This is a genomic window from Amorphus sp. 3PC139-8, from assembly GCF_040750475.1.
Lineage (GTDB): Bacteria > Pseudomonadota > Alphaproteobacteria > Rhizobiales > Amorphaceae > Amorphus.
Window position 1 is genome coordinate 314,090 of record NZ_JABJVY010000001.1, and the last position, 22,555, is coordinate 336,644.

The 22,555-nt window shown below is 65.5% G+C and carries 23 protein-coding genes; 16 read left to right on the forward strand and 7 right to left on the reverse strand.

Annotation, left to right across the window (positions count from 1 at the left end; all coding sequences use genetic code 11):
* The first annotated feature begins 57 nt into the window (after positions 1-57).
* The 11 genes from atpD (at position 58) to HNS03_RS01435 (ending at position 7,930) form a co-directional block, all read left to right on the forward strand.
* Positions 58-1,518, forward strand: a complete 1,461-nt coding sequence (gene atpD, locus HNS03_RS01385; RefSeq protein ID WP_367192524.1) for a F0F1 ATP synthase subunit beta — start codon at positions 58-60, stop codon at positions 1,516-1,518.
* On the forward strand, positions 1,515-1,973 hold the full coding sequence (locus tag HNS03_RS01390) for a F0F1 ATP synthase subunit epsilon (protein WP_367192526.1): 459 nt from the start codon (positions 1,515-1,517) through the stop codon (positions 1,971-1,973). Before atpD ends, HNS03_RS01390 begins: the two co-directional genes overlap by 4 nt.
* Positions 1,970-2,260 carry an AtpZ/AtpI family protein gene (locus HNS03_RS01395; RefSeq protein WP_367192528.1) on the forward strand — a complete coding sequence of 97 codons (291 nt, stop codon included), beginning with the start codon at positions 1,970-1,972 and terminating at the stop codon, positions 2,258-2,260. The genes HNS03_RS01390 and HNS03_RS01395 overlap by 4 nt, the downstream gene beginning before the upstream one ends.
* A gap of 4 nt (positions 2,261-2,264) precedes the next feature.
* Positions 2,265-2,561 carry an ATP synthase subunit I gene (locus HNS03_RS01400; protein ID WP_367192530.1) on the forward strand — a complete coding sequence of 99 codons (297 nt, stop codon included), beginning with the start codon at positions 2,265-2,267 and terminating at the stop codon, positions 2,559-2,561.
* On the forward strand, positions 2,558-3,241 hold the full coding sequence (locus HNS03_RS01405; protein ID WP_367192532.1) for a F0F1 ATP synthase subunit A: 684 nt from the start codon (positions 2,558-2,560) through the stop codon (positions 3,239-3,241). The genes HNS03_RS01400 and HNS03_RS01405 overlap by 4 nt, the downstream gene beginning before the upstream one ends.
* A gap of 25 nt (positions 3,242-3,266) precedes the next feature.
* Positions 3,267-3,512 carry a F0F1 ATP synthase subunit C gene (locus tag HNS03_RS01410; protein WP_367192534.1) on the forward strand — a complete coding sequence of 82 codons (246 nt, stop codon included), beginning with the start codon at positions 3,267-3,269 and terminating at the stop codon, positions 3,510-3,512.
* Positions 3,513-3,549: 37 nt separating this feature from the next.
* The gene (locus HNS03_RS01415) at positions 3,550-4,293 is read left to right on the forward strand and encodes a F0F1 ATP synthase subunit delta (RefSeq protein WP_367192536.1); all 744 of its coding nucleotides are present in this window, start codon (positions 3,550-3,552) and stop codon (positions 4,291-4,293) included.
* The gene (locus HNS03_RS01420; protein WP_367192537.1) at positions 4,280-5,845 is read left to right on the forward strand and encodes a F0F1 ATP synthase subunit alpha; all 1,566 of its coding nucleotides are present in this window, start codon (positions 4,280-4,282) and stop codon (positions 5,843-5,845) included. Before HNS03_RS01415 ends, HNS03_RS01420 begins: the two co-directional genes overlap by 14 nt.
* Positions 5,842-6,696: a F0F1 ATP synthase subunit gamma gene (locus HNS03_RS01425; protein ID WP_367192538.1), complete on the forward strand. Its 855-nt coding sequence runs from the start codon at positions 5,842-5,844 to the stop codon at positions 6,694-6,696. Before HNS03_RS01420 ends, HNS03_RS01425 begins: the two co-directional genes overlap by 4 nt.
* Before the next feature lie 439 nt (positions 6,697-7,135).
* The gene (locus tag HNS03_RS01430) at positions 7,136-7,360 is read left to right on the forward strand and encodes a hypothetical protein (RefSeq protein ID WP_367192540.1); all 225 of its coding nucleotides are present in this window, start codon (positions 7,136-7,138) and stop codon (positions 7,358-7,360) included.
* A gap of 141 nt (positions 7,361-7,501) precedes the next feature.
* The gene (locus tag HNS03_RS01435) at positions 7,502-7,930 is read left to right on the forward strand and encodes a nuclear transport factor 2 family protein (protein ID WP_367192542.1); all 429 of its coding nucleotides are present in this window, start codon (positions 7,502-7,504) and stop codon (positions 7,928-7,930) included.
* 112 nt (positions 7,931-8,042) lie between these two features.
* On the opposite strand, the gene HNS03_RS01440 is transcribed toward HNS03_RS01435, so the two are convergent.
* Entirely contained in the window at positions 8,043-9,041 is a 999-nt protein-coding gene (locus HNS03_RS01440; protein ID WP_367192543.1) for an AraC family transcriptional regulator, read from the reverse strand.
* Positions 9,042-9,209: 168 nt separating this feature from the next.
* On the opposite strand from HNS03_RS01440, the gene HNS03_RS01445 reads away from it, so the two are divergent.
* Both HNS03_RS01445 and HNS03_RS01450 read left to right on the forward strand, forming a co-directional pair.
* Positions 9,210-9,656: a cupin domain-containing protein gene (locus tag HNS03_RS01445; RefSeq protein ID WP_367192545.1), complete on the forward strand. Its 447-nt coding sequence runs from the start codon at positions 9,210-9,212 to the stop codon at positions 9,654-9,656.
* Positions 9,657-9,693: 37 nt separating this feature from the next.
* A complete protein-coding gene (locus tag HNS03_RS01450; RefSeq protein WP_367192546.1) occupies positions 9,694-11,181 on the forward strand; it encodes a flavin-containing monooxygenase in 1,488 nt (495 codons plus the stop codon).
* A gap of 46 nt (positions 11,182-11,227) precedes the next feature.
* Here HNS03_RS01450 and HNS03_RS01455 read toward each other — a convergent pair whose 3' ends face one another.
* The 4 genes from HNS03_RS01455 to HNS03_RS01470 all read right to left on the reverse strand — a co-directional run bounded on the left by HNS03_RS01455 (position 11,228) and on the right by HNS03_RS01470 (position 16,469).
* A complete protein-coding gene (locus HNS03_RS01455) occupies positions 11,228-13,978 on the reverse strand; it encodes a cation-transporting P-type ATPase (protein ID WP_367192548.1) in 2,751 nt (916 codons plus the stop codon).
* Positions 13,979-14,189: 211 nt separating this feature from the next.
* Positions 14,190-14,522 (reverse strand): hypothetical protein, encoded by a 333-nt coding sequence (locus HNS03_RS01460; protein ID WP_367192550.1) that lies wholly within the window; start codon positions 14,520-14,522, stop codon positions 14,190-14,192.
* On the reverse strand, positions 14,519-15,466 hold the full coding sequence (locus tag HNS03_RS01465) for a DnaJ C-terminal domain-containing protein (protein ID WP_367192551.1): 948 nt from the start codon (positions 15,464-15,466) through the stop codon (positions 14,519-14,521). The genes HNS03_RS01460 and HNS03_RS01465 overlap by 4 nt, the downstream gene beginning before the upstream one ends.
* A gap of 310 nt (positions 15,467-15,776) precedes the next feature.
* The gene (locus HNS03_RS01470) at positions 15,777-16,469 is read right to left on the reverse strand and encodes a methyltransferase domain-containing protein (RefSeq protein WP_367192552.1); all 693 of its coding nucleotides are present in this window, start codon (positions 16,467-16,469) and stop codon (positions 15,777-15,779) included.
* Positions 16,470-17,115: 646 nt separating this feature from the next.
* Between HNS03_RS01470 and HNS03_RS01475 the strand changes: the two genes are divergently transcribed.
* Complete coding sequence (locus HNS03_RS01475) at positions 17,116-19,368, forward strand: putative bifunctional diguanylate cyclase/phosphodiesterase (protein WP_367192554.1); 2,253 nt, start codon at positions 17,116-17,118, stop codon at positions 19,366-19,368.
* A 50-nt stretch (positions 19,369-19,418) separates the two neighbouring features.
* On the opposite strand, the gene HNS03_RS01480 is transcribed toward HNS03_RS01475, so the two are convergent.
* Positions 19,419-19,892, reverse strand: coding sequence for a Crp/Fnr family transcriptional regulator (locus HNS03_RS01480; protein WP_367192555.1), 474 nt, complete (start codon positions 19,890-19,892; stop codon positions 19,419-19,421).
* A complete protein-coding gene (locus HNS03_RS01485) occupies positions 19,889-20,602 on the reverse strand; it encodes a response regulator transcription factor (RefSeq protein ID WP_367192556.1) in 714 nt (237 codons plus the stop codon). The genes HNS03_RS01480 and HNS03_RS01485 overlap by 4 nt, the downstream gene beginning before the upstream one ends.
* Positions 20,603-20,925: 323 nt before the next feature.
* On the opposite strand from HNS03_RS01485, the gene HNS03_RS01490 reads away from it, so the two are divergent.
* Complete coding sequence (locus HNS03_RS01490; RefSeq protein WP_367192558.1) at positions 20,926-21,552, forward strand: L,D-transpeptidase; 627 nt, start codon at positions 20,926-20,928, stop codon at positions 21,550-21,552.
* A gap of 80 nt (positions 21,553-21,632) precedes the next feature.
* Positions 21,633-22,520 carry a diaminopimelate epimerase gene (gene dapF / locus HNS03_RS01495; protein WP_367192559.1) on the forward strand — a complete coding sequence of 296 codons (888 nt, stop codon included), beginning with the start codon at positions 21,633-21,635 and terminating at the stop codon, positions 22,518-22,520.
* Positions 22,521-22,555 lie beyond the last annotated feature (35 nt).

A 22,555-nucleotide genomic window follows, 5' to 3' on the forward strand; every position in this document is an offset into this window, starting at 1 on the left:
GAGTCATCCTAGAGGCTCATAGTTCGCCACATGCCTTCAAGGCACGAGCAACAACCCATGAGTCAGGTACGGATGACACGCGGCCAAGCCGGGGACGGACACGTCATCGCGCTGCGCGGGGCGGTCGTCGACATCACCTTCACCGGTGGCTCGCTGCCCGCGATCGATGATGCGCTCTTCATCGACGACGAAGGCCGGGGAACGGTGGTTGCCGAGGTGCAGGCCCATCTTTCCGCCGACACCGTGCGCGCGATCGCGCTCCAGGCGACGTCAGGGCTGAAACGCGGCGACATCGTGCGGCCGGCCGGCGGGCCGATCACCGTTCCCGTCGGCGAGGCGGTGCTTGGCCGGCTTCTCGATGTGGTCGGCACGATCGGCGACAAGAACGGCCCGCTTGCCGATGACGTGCCGCGGCGGCCGATCCATCGCCAGCCGCCGCCCTTCGCCGCCCAGACCGGCTCGGCCGACCTGTTCGCCACCGGCATCAAGGTGATCGACTTGCTCGCGCCGCTCGCACGCGGCGGCAAGGCCGCCATGTTCGGCGGCGCCGGCGTCGGCAAGACCGTGCTGGTGATGGAGCTGATCCACGCCATGGCGTCGGCCTACCAGGGCATCTCGGTGTTCGCCGGTGTCGGCGAGCGCTCCCGCGAGGGCCACGAGATGCTTCTCGACATGACGAACTCCGGCGTGCTCGACCGCACTTGCCTGGTCTATGGCCAGATGAACGAGCCGCCGGGCGCACGCTGGCGGGTGCCCATGACCGCACTCGCGATCGCCGAATATTTCCGCGACGAGCGCCACCAGGACGTGCTCCTGCTGATGGACAACATCTTCCGCTTCGTCCAGGCGGGCGCGGAAGTCTCCGGCTTGCTCGGCCGGCTGCCGTCCCGCGTCGGCTATCAGCCGACGCTTGCGAGTGAAGTCGCCGCGCTTCAGGAGCGGATCGCCTCGGTCGGCGACGCCGCCGTGACTGCGATTGAGGCCGTCTACGTACCGGCGGACGACTTCACCGATCCCGCCGTCACCACAATCGCCACCCATGTGGACAGCATGGTGGTGCTCTCACGCTCCATGGCGGCGGAGGGCATGTACCCGGCGGTCGACCCGATCCAGTCCTCGTCGATCCTGCTGGATCCGCTGGTCGTCGGCGAAACCCATGCCAGCGTGTCGTCGGAGGTGCGGCGCACCATCGAGCACTACCGCGAATTGCAGGACGTGATCGCACTTTTGGGCATGGAGGAGCTGGGCACCGACGACCGCCGGATCGTGGAGCGCGCCCGCCGGTTGCAACGCTTTCTGACCCAGCCCTTCGCCGTCACCGAGGCGTTCACCGGCGTGCCGGGCCGCTCGGTCAAGATCGAGGACACCATTGCCGGCTGCCAGGCGATCCTGGCCGGCGAGTGCGACGGGTGGAGCGAGAGCTCGCTCTACATGATCGGCACACTGGACGAGGCGCGCGAAAAGGAAAACGCGGGCCAAGCAACCGCCATACCGTCGGCGAGCGGAGCGGCGGCATGAGCGCACGGACCTTGCACCTGACCATCACCACACCCGGAGACGTTCTGGTCGATGCGTCCGATATCCGCTCCGTGCGCGCCGAAGACGAAAGCGGCGGCTTCGGCATCCTGCCCGGCCATGCCGATCTCCTGACCGTTTTGCCAGCCTCCGTCGTTCGCTGGCGGGACCGGGCCGACACGGAGCACTATTGCGTTCTGCGCGCGGGGGTCTTGGTGGTCTCCGACGGCGCGCAGGTGGCGATTGCCTGCCGCCAGGGCATGGTCGGAGCCGACCTGGACGCGCTGGAGGCGGAAGTCGATCGCTTCCGCAGCCAGGAAAGCGACATCGACCGCCGCGCCCGGGTCGAGCAGATGCAGCTTCACGCCCGCGCCGTGCGTCAGCTCATGCACTATCTGCGCCCGGGACCGGACGGCCAGACGCATGACTCGCCGTTTGCGCAAGGGGAAGCGCCATGACCCCGAGCAACACCGACAAGCCCGTGGACCGGCTGGCCGACGCCGCACGTAAAGCTGCCGAGAGCGCCAAGGAGGGGCGCGACAATCCCGAACCCTCGCTCGGCACCCGGCTTGGCCAGATCGGCATTCTCGGCTGGACCATCATCGTTCCGACCCTGATTGGCGTTCTGATCGGGCGCTGGCTCGATCGCATCTTCGAGACGGGTGTCTTCTTCACCGCGCCCCTGATCATGATCGGCGCTGCCTTCGGCCTCTGGTCGGCGTGGAAATGGATGAACAGGGCGTGAGACCATGATGGAAACGCTCAAGGCCCTGATCTCCGAACCCGCCGTCGGCGCGGCCATCGGCTTCGTCGTGGGCGCGGGGCTCGGCATCGTCCATTTCGGTGCGCTGTGGTGGAATACCCGGCTCTACACCGAAGGGGGCAGCACCGCGCTTGCGCTCGCCCTACAGCTCGGCCGCTTTGTCATATTGGCCGTGGTGCTGGCCGGAATTGCTCTTCTCGGCGCGCTGCCGCTGCTGACAGCCGCACTTGGTCTCTTGCTTGCCCGCCGCGTCGTAGTCCGCCGTCTGGGGAAGATCACATGACGTCGCCACTGATCGTCGAGCCGCTGTTTCATCTGGGGCCGGTGCCGATCACCCAGCCGGTGCTCGTCACCTGGGCGATCATGGTGATTCTCGCTGGCGGATCCTATCTGCTTACCCGCCGGCTGAAGCTGGAGCCCGGCCGGATGCAGACCGTCCTGGAAATGATCGTCGGCTTCGTCGACGACCAGGTCCGCGACACCATGCAGAGCGATCCCGCTCCGTTTCGCGCTCTGATCGGCACCATTTTCGTCTATGTGCTGATTGCGAACTGGTCGTCTCTGGTTCCTGGGCTGGAGCCTCCGACGGCCCATCTGGAGACCGATGCCGCGCTGGCGCTGATCGTGTTCGTCGCCACCATTTTCTACGGTATCCGGGCGCGCGGGTTGAAAGGCTATCTCGCCACCTTCGCCGAACCGACCTGGGTGATGATCCCACTCAACATCGTGGAGCAAATCACCCGCACCTTCTCGCTGGTGGTCCGCTTGTTCGGCAACATCATGAGCGGCGTGTTCGTGGTCGGCATCGTGCTGTCGCTCGCCGGCCTCCTGGTTCCGATCCCGCTGATGGCGCTCGATCTGCTGACCGGGGCCGTCCAGGCCTACATTTTCGCCGTGCTCGCCACAGTCTTCATCGGCGCCGCCGTCTCCGAAGGACGACCGCCGGAAAAATCCGCCTCCTGATTCTCCTCTGCAACGGACGCTCGCGATGAACTGGATCGAAATCGTCTCCATCTTTTCCGCCGCCATGGCCGTGTCTTTCGGTGCCATCGGGCCAGCGCTGGGCGAGGGGCGCGCGGTCGCCGCCGCCATGGATGCGATCGCCCGCCAGCCTGAAGCCGCCGGCACCTTGTCGCGAACCCTGTTCGTCGGCCTGGCCATGATCGAGACGATGGCGATCTACTGCCTGGTGGTCGCGCTTCTGGTCCTGTTCGCCAACCCGTTCGTGGGCTGACGAAGCCTCCCCCGCTCCTCCCGCTCCGGACCGAGAGATGCACATCGACTGGTGGACGCTCGCGCTGCAGACGATCAACGCGCTGGTGTTGATCTGGCTGCTTTCGCGCTTTCTGTTCCGTCCGGTGGCCAACATGATCGAGGCCCGGCGCGCGGAAGCGCGCAGGCTTCTGGACGAGGCGGAAGCGCGGCGCAAGGCCGCCGACGAGGAGCGCGCCAAGGCGGAAGCCGACGAGCAGGCGCTTGCCGCAGAGCGCGGACAGAAGCTCCAGGAGGCCGCGGCCGAGGGCGAAAAGCAGAAGGCGTCGATCCTGGCGGCGGCACGCGCGGAGGCCGAAAAGCTGCGCGCGGAAGCGACCGCAGAAATCGAGCGCGAGCGAGCCCGGGCGGAGGCGACCACGAAAGACCGCGCCGCGCAGCTTGCGGTGGATATTGCGGCCAAGCTGGTCGATCGCCTTCCCGACAATGTCCGCGTGCTCGGTTTCGTCGACGGTCTCGCCGCCGGCGTTGCCGACCTGAAAGGGCCGATCCGCGCCGAAATCGGCGCCGATGGCGCACCCGTCCAGCTGACGGCACCGCGCGAACTCACGGCAGACGAACGGGCGGCTTGCCAAAGCGCGCTATCGAAGGCGCTCGGCCGCGAAATCGAAATCGAAATCGACGTCGACCCGGCGCTGATCGCGGGGCTCGAACTGAACGCCGAGCACGCCGTGGTGACCAACAACCTGCGCGCCGACCTGACCCAGATTCTCACGGAGCTCACCCGGCATGAGCGAACCTGACGCGCCGTCCCCGGAAATTGACGATCGCTGGCTTGAGCAAAGCCGCAAGACCGTCGCCCGCACAGAACTTGCCCCCCGCACCCGCAGCGTCGGGCGGGTGGTGGAGATCGCCGACGGCATCGCCCGCGTTTCCGGTCTGCCCGATGTCCGGCTCAACGAGCTTCTGCATTTCCCGAACAACCGCACCGGCTTCGCGCTTACTCTCGACGCGGACGCCGTCAGCGTGGTGCTGCTCGAGGAAGGCACCGATATTGAAGCCGGCACTCCGGTCACGGGCACCGGCGAAGTGATCCGGGTGCCCGTCGGATCCTCCCTTCTGGGCCGCGTCGTCGATCCGCTCGGCCGCCCCCTCGACGAGGGCGAACCGATCGTGGCGGAGGAAACCGTTCCGGTGGAGCGACCTGCGCCGGCGATCATCGAGCGCGATCTCGTCTCCGAGCAGGTCGCCACCGGCACCCTCGTCGTCGATGCGCTGTTTTCCATCGGCCGCGGCCAACGCGAGCTGATCATCGGCGATCGGGCGACCGGCAAGACCTCGCTCGCCGTCGATGCGATCATCAATCAGAAGCGCTCCGACATTATTTCCGTCTATGTCGCGGTCGGCCAGCGGGCGACGGCGGTGGAGCGGGCCATCGCCGCCATCCGCGAACACGGCGCGCCGGAGCGCTGCATCTTCGTGGTCGCGTCTGCGGCCGAAGCGCCCGGACTGCAGTGGCTCGCCCCGTTCGCGGGCTTTTCGATCGCGGAATATTTCCGCGACAAGGGCCAGGATGCCCTGATCGTGATCGACGATCTCACCAAGCATGCCGCGACCCACCGCGAGCTCGCGCTTCTGACCCGCGAGCCGCCCGGCCGCGAAGCCTATCCCGGCGACATCTTCTATGTTCACGCCCGCATGCTGGAGCGGGCCGGCAAGCTCTCCCCCGAACTCGGCGGCGGCTCGCTCACCGCGCTGCCGATCGCCGAAACCGACGCCGGCAACCTCTCCGCCTACATCCCGACCAACCTGATCTCCATCACCGACGGTCAGATCGTCCTGGATTCCCGCCTGTTCGCCTCGAACCAGCGCCCGGCCGTGGATGTCGGTCTGTCGGTGAGCCGGGTCGGCGGCAAGGCCCAGGCTCCCTCACTCAGGGCGGTCTCGGGTCGGTTGCGGCTCGACTATTCCCAGTTTCTCGAATTGGAGATGTTCACCCGCTTCGGCGGCATGTCCGACACCCGCGTGAAGGGCCAAATCACCCGCGGCGAACGCATCCGCGCGCTCCTGATCCAGCCGCGGTTCGCCAGCCTGCGGCTCGTGGACCAAGTGGCCCTCCTGGCCGCGCTCGCAGATGGCGTGTTCGATGCCCTGCCGGTGGAGACGCTCGCCGCCCTCCGGCCGCGCCTTGCCTCCCACCTCGATCAGACGGCGACCGATGCAGTGTCGGCGATCACGCCCGACGGGACCCTCGACGACAGCGTCCGGCAGCGGCTGGTTGCGGCCGTAAAGGCCCTCGCCGACGAACTGGCAGCCTCGGCAAAGACGCCACAGCCGGCCGGCGACGCACCATGACGGAGCGGCTGCGCGACGTTGAGGCTCGCATCGGCACGGTGCATCAGCTCTCCGCCGTCATTACGGCGATGCGTTCGATCGCCGCCGCCCGAACCCGCGAGGCCCGTGCCCATCTGGACGGTATACGCGCCTATGCCACCACGATCGGGGCGGCGATCGGCGAAGGCCTGGCGGTGTTGCCGGAAGATGCCCGCAGTCGTCTCGACACCCCCATCACCGGCACCCATGCGATCGTCGCGCTGACGGCGGAGCAGGGCTTCGCCGGCGCCTTCTCCGAACACATTCTCGACGCGGCCGCTCGGCTTGCCGCAGCCGACCCGCCCGGCGCGACGGACCTCATGCTCGTCGGCGATCGCGGATTGATGCTGGCGACCGAGCGCGATTTGTCGATCGACTGGTCGGCGCCGATGGTGGTGCATGCCGGCCAGGCGGCAAGCCTTGCCGACCGGATCGTGGAGGCGCTCTATTCCCGTCTCGACGCCGATGCGGTGGTGCGCGTCACCGTGGTGCATGCCGATCCGGAGGCCAGCGATCCGTCCGCCGTGATGGAAAAGCGGCTGGTTCCTTTCGACTTCAGCCGATTTCCGGTCGCCGAAACGGCGGAGACGCCCTTGATGACGCTGGAACCGCAGCACCTGCTCGCGCGGCTGGCGGAGGAATATGTCTTCGCGGAGATGTGCGAGGCGGTGATGCTCTCGTTCGCGGCGGAAAATGCCGCCCGCATGCGCGCCATGATCGCCGCCAAGGAAAATGTCGAGGACACGATGGGCAAGCTGGTCGCCCGCGCCCGACAGGTGCGCCAGGACGAGATCACCGCCGAGATCATCGAACTGGCGAGCGGCGCGCGATAGAGGCCGGAGCCCCGCTCGCCGCCGGCGAGTCTTGTATTCTCCAGTTTTGGTTCCCACATCCAAGCCTTCCGGCAGAGACCCGCGACGCCGCAGAAACGTCATCGTTCCGCAAGGCCCGGGTCATCTTCACGTCATAACCGACTGTGATCGTAGGTGCTTGCGAGGGTTCGAGGAATCGGCCCCCAAAGCGCACAAGACCGGAGTTCGGGCGAACGTTTGTTCGAACGGATCGCCAATTCATCCCCGGCTTTGATGTCCGGCAAACGGCGTCGGGTTCGACGAAAGGCAGGCGATATCGCGGCCTTCGCGGCACGAGGCCAATTGGGCTGCACGACACGAAGCAGGGCCGCACGCCCACCGACACCTGAAGAGTTGAAGTGGGCACCTCACCGAGGCCGGCACGTAACCGACCGGTGACAACAACAAGAAGGGAACAATGATGAGGTTCACGTTTCTGACCCGCCCCGGGGGATACCGGGAAACCGACGGCCCGACCTTTCGCCTCGATCGGATCTGGCGTCGCAACACCAACGGCGAAGTGGAGATGAGCCATCTCCTCGACCGTAGCTACGATTATCAGTCAATGCGCGAGCTGCGCTGGCATCTTGCGGAGCGCTTCGGCGTGCCGGTGACCACGCTTCAGCTCGACCCGGTCACCGCCTGATATCGGTTCTGGGCAGGCGGACACCGCTCCGCTGCCCCGAAACGCTTCAACACGCGAGAGCCGTTCCGCGATTCCGTCGAATTGGGAACGGCTCTATGCTCTCCGCCGAACGATCACATCGAAAGGCTGGTGGGGAGCGAAATGGGCATTCACGACTTCATGGCCGCCTATAAGCGGGTCTGGGAAGGGCAGGATTCGCAGGGCTTCGCCTCCCTCTTCACGCCCGACGGGCGCTATCACAACACCCCGTTCCAAGTGCAGGCGACGCCCGAGGCGCGCGCCCAATATTGGGACCGGATCAAGCTCCAGGACGACATCTCCGTCCGCTACGAGGTGTTGGCGGAAACCGAGCGCGGCGGCATCGCCCACTGGAACGTGACCTATCAGGTCGCGTCCGAAGAGCTGTTTCAGATCTGGGCGAAATCCACCGGGACCGGCGTACCGGACCGCAAGCCGGGCGATCCGCTGCCGCGCATGGAGCTGGACGGGATGCTGGTCGCCGAATTCGCTGACGACGGGTTGGCGGAAGAGGTTCGGATCTGGTGGCACTCGATGCCGCAGCCGATATAGGCCGGCCTCCTCGCGTCACACGCGACCCGCGAGCTCTTGTTTCGACGCGTTTCCGAACGGCGAACCGGTACCCGCTTCGCCTTAGCAGCTGCAAGCGAAACGAATTGCTCCCTCAATGCAGCGGCTTGGTCTCGCTGGGAAGGCAGCCGAATTCCGCACGGTAGAGCGCGGAAAAACGGCCGAGATGGAAAAAGCCCCAGCGGGCGGCGATATCGCCGATCGAGGTCTCCGGATCGCGGTTCAGCAGGGCGAACTGCACCTGCTTCAGGCGCTCGCGCCGGGCCACCGCCAGCGGCGACATCCCGAAGCTTTCCCGGAAAGCCAGCTGCAACGTGCGGCCGGTCACACCCGCTGCCTCCGCGATCTCATCCAGCCCGATCGGCGCGTCCAGGTTGGCTCGGATATAGTCGAGCGCTCGTTTGACGTGACGCGGGCGGGCCACGCGGCGCTCGTCCGCCAAAAGATGGCGTGCATTGCCCGGCTGATGGATCACGAACGCCGACAGAAGCTCGTCTTCCAGCAAGCGCTGGAATGGCACGGCCGACTTGGCAAAGGCGCGCCCATCATCGGCGGCCGCAAACAATGCGCAGACGTGCGCACGCCAGCGCGCCAACTCAGGCCGAGCGAAATCGATCTCCGGGTCGAACCGGACCGGCCCGGATAGGCTGTGACCCGACAGGGTTTCGACCAGCCGGGATAGCGCGTTCTTGTCGACCTGGATCAGGATTTTTTCGCAGCCCTCATGCCAGCGCATGGCGGTGTGGCGATCGGGATTCAACACGCTCGCGCGTTGACACGTCGTGGTCAGTTCGCGCCGTCCATGGCGGATGGTGGAGCCACCCGACACCGGAATCTGAAACAAATAGAAGGACCCGAGCTCCCCCGGCTCGATCGCCACATCGGCGCCATAACGGATGTAGTTCAGCGACAATTGCGCGCCGCGCACATGGTTGTGGCAGGCGTCGAGACCCGCCCCCGCGCGTGTAACGGCGAGGCGGTGGTCGCAGAAAGTGCGCGCGACGAAGGTGCGCGCTTCGTCGAGGTCTGTGCTCTTGAACAGTCGGAACCGGTCGAGAGGCGCCGGCGGTTCATGGATCTCGGTCGTCGGCATGCAAGAATCATGCGGCTTGGCGATTTCGCCTGTCAAGCTGGCCTGCGACAAGGTGATCCGGGATCGGACTCAATCGGCTTGCGCGGTGAGATTGATTCGCATTCCGGATAATGCCCGCGCGCGCCGCAACGTAGGCTTGCCCCATAACCAAAAGGGGAGCCTTCATCCATGAAACTCGAAGCAGGGGTTACAGAGGCCGCGGACGGCCTCAACGGCGCGGCCTGGAACGTCGTCGGACACACCTACACGCCCAAACTCCATTGCGATCACGCCTTCGTCTGGCATGCCGTCATTCCCGACGGCACCTTCGTACCGCCGCACATCCACACCACCCAAGACGAATGGATCACGGTGCTGGATGGCGAGCTGGAGGTCGAGTTCGGTCCTGAGAAACACGTCGCTCAGGCCGGCGACACGATCCGCATGCCGCAGAACGAGGCGCACGGCATCTTCAACCGGTCCGGCAAGATCGCCACCGCCGTCTTCAGCGTCGCCCCGGCCGGACGGCTCTACGCGCTGTTCGCAGCCCTGGACAACGTCACCGATCCCGCCGAACTCGTGCGCATCTCCGCCGAGCACGACGTCAACTTCCTGCCGCCGCCGGACGCCGCCTGATCGCGGCGACCGGGAACAGACCAGACGGAGACAGGACATGGTGACGAAAAAGAAAGTTGCCGTGATCGGCGGCGGCGTGAGCGGCCTGGCGGCGGCGAAAGCGTTCAATGAGAAGGGCCACGAGGTCCATGCCTTCGAGCGCACCCACGATATCGGCGGCGTTTGGGAGCCGTCGCGCTCCTACCCGGGCGTGCAGACCCAGTCGCCCAAGGATCTTTACTGCTACACCGACCACCCGATGCCGGCCGACTATCCCGAGTGGCCGAAAGGGCCACAGGTGCATGCCTATCTGCACTCGTACGCCGACAAACACGATCTGAAGCCGCTTTTTCACCTGAACACCAACGTCGCAGCGATGACGCGCCGGGCCGACGGCAAGCCCGGCTGGACGCTGACGCTTGAAGGTCCCGACGGCGAACGTTCGGAGGATTTCGACTTCGTCGCCGTCGGCACCGGTCAGTTTTCCGACAAGAACATCATCTCGCATCCAGGCCAGGACGACTTCATCGCCCGGGGCGGCAAGGTGATGCACTCGTCGGAATATACCGATCCCTCGATCGTGCGCGGCAAGCAAGTGGTGGTGCTCGGCGCCTCGAAGTCCGGCACCGATATCGCCGTCAACGCCGCCCAGAACGAGGCCGCGTCCGTCACCCTGGTCTACCGGGAGAATGTGTGGCGCGTGCCTTATTTTATCGGCGGCATCAATTTCAAGCGGCTGCTCTATATCCGCGCCCAGGAAATGCAGTTCAACGGCTGGGGTCGCGGCCCCGTGGCGCGGACCGTGGCGGCGGCAACCAAGCCGCTAGTCTGGGCCAATTTCCGAGGCTTGGAAACGCTGCTGAAGTTGCAGCTCGGCCTGAAGAAATGGGACATGGTTCCCGACACGCCGATCGAGAAGGCGGTCTCCTGCTCCCTGCCGATCGTCACCCCGGGCCTGTTCGAAGCGTTCAAGGCCGGCACAGTGAAGCCGATCCGGGGCACCTTCGAGCGCTACGAGGGCGACGAGATCGTGCTGTCCACCGGCGACCGGGTGAAGGCGGACATCGCGGTGCTCGCCGTCGGCTGGAAGCTCGGCGTCCCCTATCTCGATCCCGCGTACCGAGACAAGCTGATCGAACCGGACGGGCAATACCGGGTGTACCGGCTATCGGTGAACCCCGACCTGCCGGAGATGGGCTTCGTCGGCTTCAACTCCTCGTTCTGCTCGGTCCTGTCGGCGGAAATGATCGCCAACTGGCTGGTGCGCTATGCGGACGGTCAGCTCGCCCACCAGCCGAGCCGGGCGGAAATGGAGGCCGACATCGAAGCGAACCTGGCCTGGCGGCGTACCGAGCGCCCGGCGGCGCAGGTCTATGGCGGACTTTGTTCCGCGCCCTTCCACTTCCGCCATTTAGACGAGCTGCTCGCCGATATCGGGGCGACCAAACGCAAGCGCTCCAACCCGCTCGCCGAGCAATTCTCCTACCCGAACGCCGCTGCCTACGCCGAATTCCTGGCCTCGGCGCCGCAATATAAAGCCGCCTGACAGGTGGGGGCCGGAAAACCGGCTCCCACTTTCCCTGGCTTTGCGGTTAACCGGATCCTCGCGCGAACAGCCCGACGATCCGCTTTTCGACCTCCACGATTACGAGCAGCGCAACGCCGGCACCGATGATCACCGCGCCATCGGCTAAATCCAGCGGACGGCTGTCGAAGATCGCCTGGAACGGCGCCAGATAGGTGAAGGCGAGCTGCGCCACGATCACGATCGCAACTCCGCTCAAGACCGCGCGGGTGCCGAGCACGCCCTCAAAGGTGAGCGACGGGCCGTGCACGTAGCGCACGGAAAAGAGGTAAAAGATCTCCATCACGACGAGGGTGTTGACCACCATCGTGCGGGCGGTCGCCACGTCCAGGCCTCGCGCCGTCGCCCAGGCGTAGACGCCGAAGCTGCCCGTGACCATCAAGCCCGACACGAACAGGATGCGCCAGAGCAGGCGGCCGGAGATGAGCTGCTGTCCGGGTGGCCGAGCCGGCCGCGACATGGCACCGGGCTCGGTGGGCTCGAACGCCAGCGTCAGGCCGAGGGCGACCGCAGTGATCATGTTGATCCAGAGGATCTGCACCGGCGTGACAGGCAGCGTCAGCCCGAACAGGATCGCCAGGATGATCGTCATCGCCTCGCCGCCATTGGTCGGCAGGGTCCAGGCGATCACCTTGAGCAAATTGTCGTAGACTGTCCGACCCTCCCGCACCGCGGCGACGATGGAGGCGAAATTGTCGTCGGCGAGCACCATTTCGCTCGCCTCTTTCGCCGCCTCGGTGCCGTTGTTGCCCATGGCCACGCCGACATCGGCGCGCTTCAGGGCCGGCGCGTCGTTGACGCCGTCTCCGGTCATGGCAATGACGGAACCATCCGCCTGAAGCGCCTCCACCAGGCGCAGCTTGTGCTCCGGGCTCACGCGGGCGAAGACGGTCGTCTCGCGGGCGTTTTCGGCAAACGCCGCGTCGTCGAGGCCGTCGAGATCGCGACCCGTCACCGCGCGCGGATCGTCGGCAAGACCGAGTTGGACCGCGATCGCGCGGGCGGTTGCCGCATGGTCGCCGGTGATCATCTTTACCCCGATGCCTGCCGCCCGGCATTCCGCGATGGCGGCGATTGCTTCCGCACGCGGCGGATCGATCAGGCCGACGAGGCCGAGCAGGCAGAGGCCGTGGTCGATCGTCTCCGGCGAAATATCCCGGGTCTCCGGGTCGGGCGTCGTCTTGGCGAGCGCCAACACCCGCTCGCCGGCATCGGCGAGTTCAGCCAGGCGTGCCTGCCAATAATCCCGATCGATCGGGCGAGGCCCTTCCGGCGACGCCGCCCATTCGCACATCTCCAGGATCTGTTCAGGCGCCCCTTTGAGGTAGACGATCGGCGGCCAGCCTCCCTCCCGGGCGTTCAAGGTCGCCATATAGCGGTAGCGGGAATCGAACGGGATTTCGTCGAGACGGGTCATTTCGGCGCGCGCGGCCTCGGCGGAATGCCCGGCCTTGATGCCGAGCGCCACCAAGGCGCCTTCCATCGGATCGCCGACGACCTCCCAACCGGAAGGCCCCTCCAGAAGCTGGGCGTCGTTGCAGAGAAGGCCGGCCAGGCCAATCTCCTCCAGAACCGGAAAGGTGGGCGGATCGATCGCCGTGTCGCCCAAGCGAAAGCCACCTTCCGGCGCATAGCCGGTGCCGTCGACGGCCAGCCGCTCTTCGGCGGTGACGACGTCGCGGACGGTCATCTCGTTGCGGGTGAGCGTCCCTGTCTTGTCGGAGCAAATCACGGAGACGGAGCCGAGCGTTTCCACCGCCGGCAGCCGGCGGATGATGGCGTTGCGCCTGGCCATGCGCTGCACCCCGACGGCGAGCGTGATCGTCATCACCGCCGGCAGGCCTTCGGGGATCGCCGCCACCAGCAAGCCGACGACCGCCATGAAGGCGTCGTCCAGCGCATAGGTATCGGCGTAGACGGCGTACAGGAACACCAGCGCCGAGACCACAATCACCGCAACCGTGATCTGGCGGGCGAACACGTCCATCTGCCGGACCAGAGGAGTGGTCAGCGTTTCCACCGCGCCGATCATGGCGCTGATCCGGCCGAGCTCGGTCTTGGCCCCGGTTGCGACCGTGACGCCGATTCCGGCCCCCGCCGTCACAATCGTACCGGAGAAGGCCATGGACAGGCGGTCGCCCAGAGCGGCGCTCTCGCCGACCGGCTCGATGCCTTTGTCCACCGGCACGGACTCGCCGGTCAGGACCGCCTCGTCGATGCGGAGATTGCGGGCGCGGATCAGCCGAAGGTCGGCCGGCACCCGGTCGCCGGCTTCCAGGAGCACCACGTCGCCCGGAACCACGTCGGCCGCCGGCACGTCCAGACGGTGCCCCCCTCTGAGCACCGAGGCATGCGGGTCGATCATGCCGCGGATCGCATTGAGGGCCTGCTCTGCCCGCCCTTCCTGGACGAACCCGATCAGCGCGTTGATCACCACCACGGCGAAGATGACGGCCGCATCGGTCGCATGTCCGATCAAGGCAGCCAACACGCCTGCCGCGATCAGCACGTAAATCAGCAGATTGTGGAACTGCAGCGCGAACCGCAGAAGCGGGCTCTGCCGCTTGCCTTCCGGCAGGCGATTGGGTCCGTAGACCTCCAGCCGACGGGTCGCTTCGCCAGACGCGAGCCCATTCGGCGACGCCTCCAGCGCCGACAACACCTCGTCGACGGCGACGGCATGCCAGGCGGAGATCTCGCCCGGCGAACCATCCGCAAGCTTGGTCGAGCCACGTTCCAAAGCGGCCGGTGTCGTCATCGTCGGCGTTCCCAGATCACGATGAGTTGGCGTGGGAGGCGAGCTGGCGCCGAACGGGGCGGGAAACCGGTTCCCGCATTTCCGAATTCCGCCCCCAGCACCGTCGCCCCGTCATGCTGCATCTGCGAACAGAGAATGTCGACTTGACCCGATCATGACCATGACGCCAAAATCGCCTGCGGTGTGTCGCCGCGGGTGCTCTTGCCAAGGCTCAATCGTCCGGGCGTTCCGCAATCCGGCTCAAGATCGCGTGCTTCACCGGCTCCGGTTGCTGCTCGATGGCTGCGACGATCCGCTTCAGTTCGGAGCGCAGGCCATGAACCTGATCGATCAGAGAGAGGATGACCGGCACCGCCTCCTCGCCGACCGCAAGCGTGTCGGTGAGATCGCAGACCAGCCGTACGCGCGCCACATCGATTTCCGTGTACGTGACGAAGGTTTCGCCGCTGGCCGGCACGATCCAGCCTTCGCGAACCCAGGCGTGGAGTCGCTCCATCGTCAGCGTTTCGACGGCCGCAACCACCTGCTCCTCGGTATATCTCATCGGCCCGCCTCCGTCGCCTTGCGGGGATTGTAGGCATGGCTCTTGCGCCAGCTTTCCATGAAGTCGGCAAGCTCGCTGTCGACCGTCTCCGGCAACCGGATCTGCAGCCGAACGAGCTGGTCGCCGTGACCGCTGCCCTGGCGCTTCTTCACGCCCTTGCCGCGCAGGCGCAGCGTCTGGCCGCCGCTGGCACCCTTCGGCACCGTCATCGTCACGCGGCCCGTGGTGGTGGGCACCTCGACTTTGCCGCCAAGCACCGCCTCGTCGATGGAGATCGGCAGATCGACGACGATATCGTCACCCTGCCGCGTGAACTGGGGATGCGGCCGGACCGCGACCTCCACGAATGCGTCGCCGGCGGGGCCACCGCCATATCCAGGCCCGCCCTGGCCCTTCAAGCGAATGGTCTGGCCATCGCGCAAGCCCTCGGGGATCGCGATTTCGAGGCTCTTGCCGTCCGGCATCGTCACCCGCTTCTTGGAACCGGTAACGGCTTCCAGGAAGTCGATCTCCAAATGGTAGCGAACGTCCTGACCACGCATGCGCATCGTGCGCTCGCCGGCACCGCCGCCCGCCCCGGCCGCGCGCGCCCGGGCGCCAAAGACTTCGGAGAAGAAGTCCGACATGTCGCCGAGATCGTCGTAGCCGGCGGACGTAGAGTAGTAGTGACCGCCCGGCGCTTCGGCATAGTCGCGATAATATTGCTGTTCCGGCCGCTCGGCGCCGGTGGCGTCGATCTCGCCGCGATCGAACCGCGCGCGCTTCTCCGCGTCGCCGACGATGTCGTAAGCGCTGGCGATATCCTTGAAGCGATCGGCCGCCTGGGCATTGCCGGGATTGAGGTCGGGATGGTTCTCCTTGGCGAGCTTGCGGTACGCCTTGCGAATCTCGTCCTGGCTGGCGTCCGGCTTCACGCCGAGAATGCTATAGGGGTTGTCTGCCACGGGTCCCGCTTTCCACCTTTCCGGCGCCCTCGCGCCGGATCACCGTCATCGCCCTATCAGTTAGGAGATCGATGGCCGGCGCGTCTAGAGCATTTCCAGGCGAAGCGGGAGCCGGCTCGCCGCCCACAGGCGAGACAAAACAACAACTTAGATTCGTTCTGCCATTCCGTGGAAGCATAGCGGCTCCAGAGCCTTTTCCGATCAGGTGAAAACACCTGATCGATTTGAAATGGCTCCTGATTCAAGTGGTTGAGCAATTCCTCCTCGTTCAGCCTGAACGAAAAATGTTCTCGGGCCTGTTAAGGCGTCGTTACGCCTCTGCCAGCCCATGAGGCTGCGCGGCGATTCCGGCGGCCTGTAACCGGGCGACGATGTCATCTGCCAACGCCTGCGACCGCGTCAGGAAATAGGCCGTATCGGGCGCGCCGGTGACCGGATCGGCAGGCTGCGTCACCACCACACGCATCTCGGGCGCCGCATTTTGGAGCAAATCGGCAACGTCCGGTCCATAGATCCGCCAATGGCCGTGCTTGTCTTCCCTGGCGCGGCCATAGTGGCGGGTCGCGGGCGTGCGCGCCGGATCGGGAACAGACAGGAACACGAAGCCGTCCGGACGCACCACGCGGTCCAGCTCCCTCACCGCCGCCGCATCATCCCGCACATGCTCCAGGACGTGATTGACGACGATCGCATCATAGCTGTCGTCGTCGCGGGCGATCGCCTGCAGATCGAGCGCGGTTTCGGTCCCGAATTCCGATACTTCGTGCTGCGCGAACCATGCGGGCTCGACGACTCGATCGGGGCTGAACTGGAGCGCGCGCAGGTCCGCGAAGCGATCCGGACCAAGCGCGTGAAAGACCACCCGATAGGCCCGATGACGCTCCAGAGAACGGCAGCTCGCGCACCTGGGCATAGACCCGTCCGGCGCACGCCGACCATTCGGACCTGGAATGAATTCGCTGCCCCCGCAAATGGGGCAACAAGGACTGGCCTCGCCGGGCATCAGCATTTCGTCCTTTCGTCATACGCAAAATCCCGTTGCTGTTGGCTCGCAATACCGAACGAATGAAACAACGAGAGAGGGAACAACGCAGGATTTCGCAACAAACGTGTTCCAATTGCCGAAATTTGCGTTCATACTTCAAAAGTTGGGGAGATTTTTCACGGCCGGATCAGTGCCGCGCCAAGTTGCCCACATGTGAGACTGACACATGTGGGCAACTTGGCGACGGAACATGACAGCTCAAACATTTGATATCATAGGACGAAAATAAAACGGTGCGTAGAGCGGCCTAAAACGGCGAGAAGGGGCAATTCGTCCGGACGAGACGAAGCGACCCGCCCGAAGCCTCGATCGATCTGTGCGGCACTCCTGCTGCCGCCGGGCTGAGGAACGCTTTTGGCGCTCAAGCACTCCGGGAATTTAGCACCCTGGGAATGAAGGCACCTTGAAAAAGAAGGGGTTGCGGCAGTCGTGCATACGGCATGACTGCTGGGTTCCGCCGCTCTCGTTCGACGAGGTGACGCGAGCCTGTCGCAAGACCGGCCCCGAGATTTTAAACGGCGGCGCGGGCGGCTGATGCCGCTGAACCAATGGTCTTCGATTTGCCGAGAAAAGAGGGACGTCAGAAACCTGCGCATGAGGGAGAATGTTCGGTAAAGAGCTAAGGGAGGTGGAGGTCTCGCCCGAAATCGGGTCGCTGGCCTCGCTCGTGCGCCGCCTGCTTGATGCTCGGGGGGCCGGGATCCTGATCCTCGTCGACAACCGCATCTGGCTCGGGATCGACGCGGACGACCGGAAACGCGTGGAAGCCTTGCGCCGTGCGCTCGCGCGCAGCAGCGCTGCCTGCTCCGGCGATGACGGTGCAGCGAAAGCGCTTGAGAATTTGGGGCAAGAGGGAGAGGCGGATCGCGAGAACGGAACCGCCGACGACGACCTCGTCAACCCTGACGCCCCCGCCGACGAAACCGACCCCGAGCTGGCCGCACCCGCCTGCTTGGTTCGGAAGCTCGCGCGGGCGGGAAATACGCCGGCCGTCGGCGTCGCCGTCATCGGGGACGACGACCAAGATCGAAACGGCCTGTCGGCGCGGATCGAGCCGTTGATGGCCAGCATTGGCGAGGTCGCCTTACAGCTCATCGATGGCGCGCGGGAGGCCGCCGAACTCGGCCGTTCCGACGCCATGATGTCGCGCATCGAGACGATGTCGAAAACAGGCCGCTGGCATCTCGACATCAAGACGCGCGGCCTCGAATTTTCCGATGAAGTGTTTCGGATCTTCGGACTGCCGCCGGGCCCATCCCTGTCGCTGGACGAAGCGCTCGAACTGTTCGGGGACGAAGCGCGCGAGAATCTGCGCCGCAATTTCGAGGAGACCCTGACGACCGGGCGCGGGTTCGTCATCGGATTGGCGACGACGACGGCGATCGGCGAGCAGAAGCACGTTCGCATCATGGCCGAGGTGGAGCGGCTCGGTGGCACGGCCGTCGGCCTGTTCGGCATTATCCAGGACGTGACGGAGGAAAAGGAAGCGGAGCGGCGCCTGTGGTGGACGGCAAACCATGACCCGCTGACCGGCCTGCCGAACCGGATGCTGTTCCACGATCGCCTCGCCCGGGCAATCGAGCACGCCAAGCGGTTCGACGAGGAAATCGGCCTCGTCATTCTCGACATCGACAACTTCAAGATGGTCAACGACGTCTACGGACATGAGGCCGGCGACCGGCTGCTCGCTCAGATCTCCGATGTCCTGCTCGACACCATCCGCGCGACCGATTCCATTGCCCGCCTGGGCGGCGACGAGTTCGCCATCGTGCTCGGCGATCTCCATCGCACCGGCGATATTCATCCGCCGCTCGAACGCCTGAAGTCGGCCACGGAGTTCGCGTTCGACTACCGCGGCGCCCATATGCCCGTTCGCATGAGCATGGGGGTGGCGCTGTTTCCAGAGCATGGCGATACCGGCGACGACCTCTATCGCAACGCCGACATCGCCCTTTTCCGCACCAAGAATCAGCGCGAGAAGCGGCTGACGATCTACGAACCGCGCTTTGGTCGCGAGCTGCAGGCGCGCGACGATCTGTTGAGACAGGTGCGCGTGGCCGTGGAGGCCGGCGCCATCGTGCCGTTCTATCAGCCCCAGTTCGATCTGGAGACCGGCGCGATCGTCGGCGCGGAAGCGCTCGCCCGCTGGGTGCGCTCGGAAGGCATCCTGGAGGCGATGGCCTTTCATGCGGCCATCGACGACTACGAGACGGCGCCGCTGATCGGTCAGGAAATCACCCGCCGCGCCGCCGCCGACATGGCGGCCTACAAGGCGGAGTTCTTCGACGCCGTCCCCTTCTCCCTCAATGTCTCCCGCAGCCAGATCCGTAACCCTGATTTTGTCGAAAAGCTGGCTGAAGCGCTGGACAACCAGATCGTCGGCTACCACGATTTCATCGTCGAATTGTCCGAAGACACCATGGTCGATCGCGACCACGCCCAGATGGGCGAACGCCTGCGCGATCTTCTGAACCGCGGCTTGAACTTCTCCTTCGACGATTTCGGAACCGGCTTCTCCTCGCTGGTGCAGATCAACGCCTACGCCATCCGCCAGGTGAAGGTGGATCGGCAACTGATCCAGGACATCCACGTCGATCCGCATAAGCTCGCGATCATCGACGGCATCATGCGGATCTGCTCGTCGCTGTCGATCGATGTGGTCGCCGAATGCGTCGAGTTGGAAGAGCAGGCGCAGGCGCTGCGCGATCTCGGCATCCGCCACGCACAAGGCAACTTCCTCGGCCGACCGATGCCGTTTCGCGACTTTCTGGCGCTAAACCGAACCGTCCCGAGAAGCAGCTTTCGTTCAACGGTTTCGGTAACTCCTGAGGCCGCGCCGCCTCCGGGCCTCGGATAGAGCGACGGCCCCAAAGGGCCGGCCGGTTTCCATTTCCGCTTGGGAACGTATTATTTCGAGCCAGCATCGCCCTGATCCAGAAGTCGGGCGCGCACACCTTCGAGATCTTCGGCCATGGAGCGCAGATTTTGCGCAATCCTCGCCTCCAGATCGCGCGCCGTCTCCGGATATTCAGTCAGGATCTTGCGGAACTGCGCGCGTCCCACGACGATCACCTCGGATGGCTCCTGGGCAACGGCGCGCACGCTCGGCCGGCCTTCCAGCAGCAAGGCGAGCCCGTTCACGATACCGCCCGGGCCGAGCAGGCGCGACCGACGGCTCGACTCCTCACTGGAGGCCACCGACAAAGAACCGCTCGCGATCACCCCGGCCCCGATGGTCGGCGTGTGCAGGTCGAACAGAAGCTCGCCTCGCTCCAGCCGGCGCGTTTCGCTGGAAAAGGCGAGCAATCTCAGATGCTCTTCCTCCAGCCCAGCGAGCATGGGCGTCTTCCGCATCACCGCGATGTCGCGGGAAAGGCTCATCCGCCGCCTGCCTCACCGGGTCCGGGTTGCGGAACGAGCTTGTAGCCGCCGCCTTCGGTGACCAGAAGCTCAGCACTCGACGGATCTCGCTCGATTTTCTGGCGCAGGCGGTAGATGTGCGTTTCCAGCGTGTGAGTGGTCACGCCGGAATTATAGCCCCAGACCTCGTGCAGCAGGACATCGCGCGTAACCGAGCGCTCGCCGGCCCGATAGAGATATTTCAAGATCGCGGTCTCTTTCTCGGTGAGCCGGATCTTGGTTCCGCGCGCATCGACCAGGAGCTTGGCGGACGGACGGAACGAATAGGGCCCGATCGCGAAGGTCGCGTCCTCACTCTGCTCGTACTGGCGCAGATGCGCCCGGATCCGGGCCAGGAGCACGGCGAACTTGAACGGCTTCGTGACGTAGTCGTTCGCACCCGCTTCGAGGCCGAGAATGGTGTCGGAATCGCCCACCTGTGCGGTCAGAACGATGATCGGCGCCTTGAAGCCTGCTTTGCGCAGGAGCTTCACCGCCTCGCGGCCGTCGATATCCGGCAGCCCGACGTCCATGAGCACCAGGTCGGCGCGCTCCTCCTTGGCCGTCTCGATCCCTTTGGCCGCCGTCGGTGCCTCCAGAACCTGAAACTCCTCATAGAGGCCGAGCTGCTCGGCGAGACCTTCACGCAGGTCCTCGTCGTCATCTACAATCAGAATCTTACGGGCAGTCATCAAGCGTCCTCTGGATCACGGAAATCCCGAATCGATCGAAGATTTTGAGGCGTGATCGATCCTAACCAATGCAAGCAAATTCGGGGCGGGAACAGGTGCCAAGTCCTCAAGCCCCATCCTGGTGCGCCAATTTGCCCACCGAATCATCAAGAGACCCACAAGTCTATGCAAGCGATATTATTCCAGGGGATGTTAAGCGACCCCTTGCCGCGCGCGATGAGGAAAAATCGGCACCGGTTTTCCATTTCCGCCCCGCACGCGCCTCACGTTCCTGAGTTCTGGTCCGATCACACCAAAATTCATCGTGATCCGGGTTCGACCCGATGATGCCGATCGTCCCAGGCCTGTCCCCGCGCAGCCGACATCACAGCCCAAGGTCGGCGATGGTGGTGCGGCCGCATCCCCGCAGCCCGACCCTAGGGCTTCTGGCCGTCGACGGGCGCGTGATGACCTGCGCACTGGGCAAAGGTGGACTTTCGGCGCGCAAGCGGGAAGGCGACGGAGCCACGCCGATCGGGCGCTTTCATACGCTCGCGCTGATCTATCGCCGCGAGCGCACGGACGGCGCCGGGGGCACCCTGCCGCGCCGCCCGGTGCGGGCCGACGACGGCTGGGCCGATGACCCGGCCTCGGGGCTCTACAACCGCCACGTCTGGCTCCCCTGCCCCGTGCCGCACGAAAGGTTGATGCGCGACGACGGTCTCTATGACGTGGTCGTGATGATCGATCACAACACCCGACCGCGCGTTCGCGGGCTCGGCAGTGCGGTATTTTTGCATTGCGCGCGCGAGGGAATGACGCCGACGGCCGGCTGCGTTGCGCTACCGCCAGACGTCTGGCGCCGGCTCGGCGGCACCTTGCTTTCCGCCCGGCCGATCGTGATTGCGGCAAGCCCGCGTCCGGTTCGCAAGCGCCGGACCTTTCGCCACAAGCGCCGATCCGCCATATAAAGCGGGTTCGGCAGGCGTGGGCGGGGATCCTCCGCCCGCGTGCCTGCCGTTAACCGAGACCTTTAAAGATCTGCATTCCTATGACGCTGTCGCTCCCTTTCGTGAAGATGAACGGCCTTGGCAACGACATTCTCGTGGTCGACGGACGCGACCGGCCGACCGGATTGACGCCTGACGCGATCCGCAAGCTGTCGCCGCGCGCCGACGGTATTGGGTTCGACCAGGTGGTGACGCTGGAGCCAGACGCGCACGGCGCCGACATCTTCATGCGCATCGCCAACGGCGATGGCGGCGAGGTGGAAGCCTGCGGCAACGCCGCGCGCTGCGTCGCCGACCGCCTGTTTGCAGAAGCCGCCCGCCCGGAGCTTTCCATCAATACGCTCGGCGGCCGCCTCCGCGCCTGGCGCAAGCCCGATGGAACCGTCGCCGTCGACATGGGCAAGGCGCGGTTCGGCTGGGCGGAGATCCCGCTTGCCCACGCCGTTGCCGACACCGACGCCGTCACCGAGATCGCCGCCGCGCAGGCGGCCGGCCTCGGCCCGGCCAGCGTTGCGAATGTGGGCAACCCGCATGTCGTCTTCTGGGTCGACGATCCCGCCGCGATCGACTTGGCGGCGCTTGGGCCCGCGATCGAGCACGATCCGCTGTTTCCCAACCGCGTCAATGTCAGCTTTGCCCATGTCGTCGCGCCGAACCGGATCGACCTTCGCGTCTGGGAGCGCGGCGCCGGCGCCACGCGCGCCTGCGGCACCGCGGCCTGCGCGACCGGTGCGCTGGCCGCCCGTACCGGACGGACCGGCCCGCGCGTGACGATCGGCCTGCCGGGGGGCGACCTTAAGATCGAAATCGAGACGGATGGTACCATCGTCATGGCAGGACCCGTCGCAACCGACTTCACCGGCACGCTCGATCCGAAAGACGGCACGTTCGCCATCGATCGGGGCGCCGCGGCCGCTGCGACGGCTTGACAGGATCTGCGGCCGCCGCGACACCGGCGCAAACC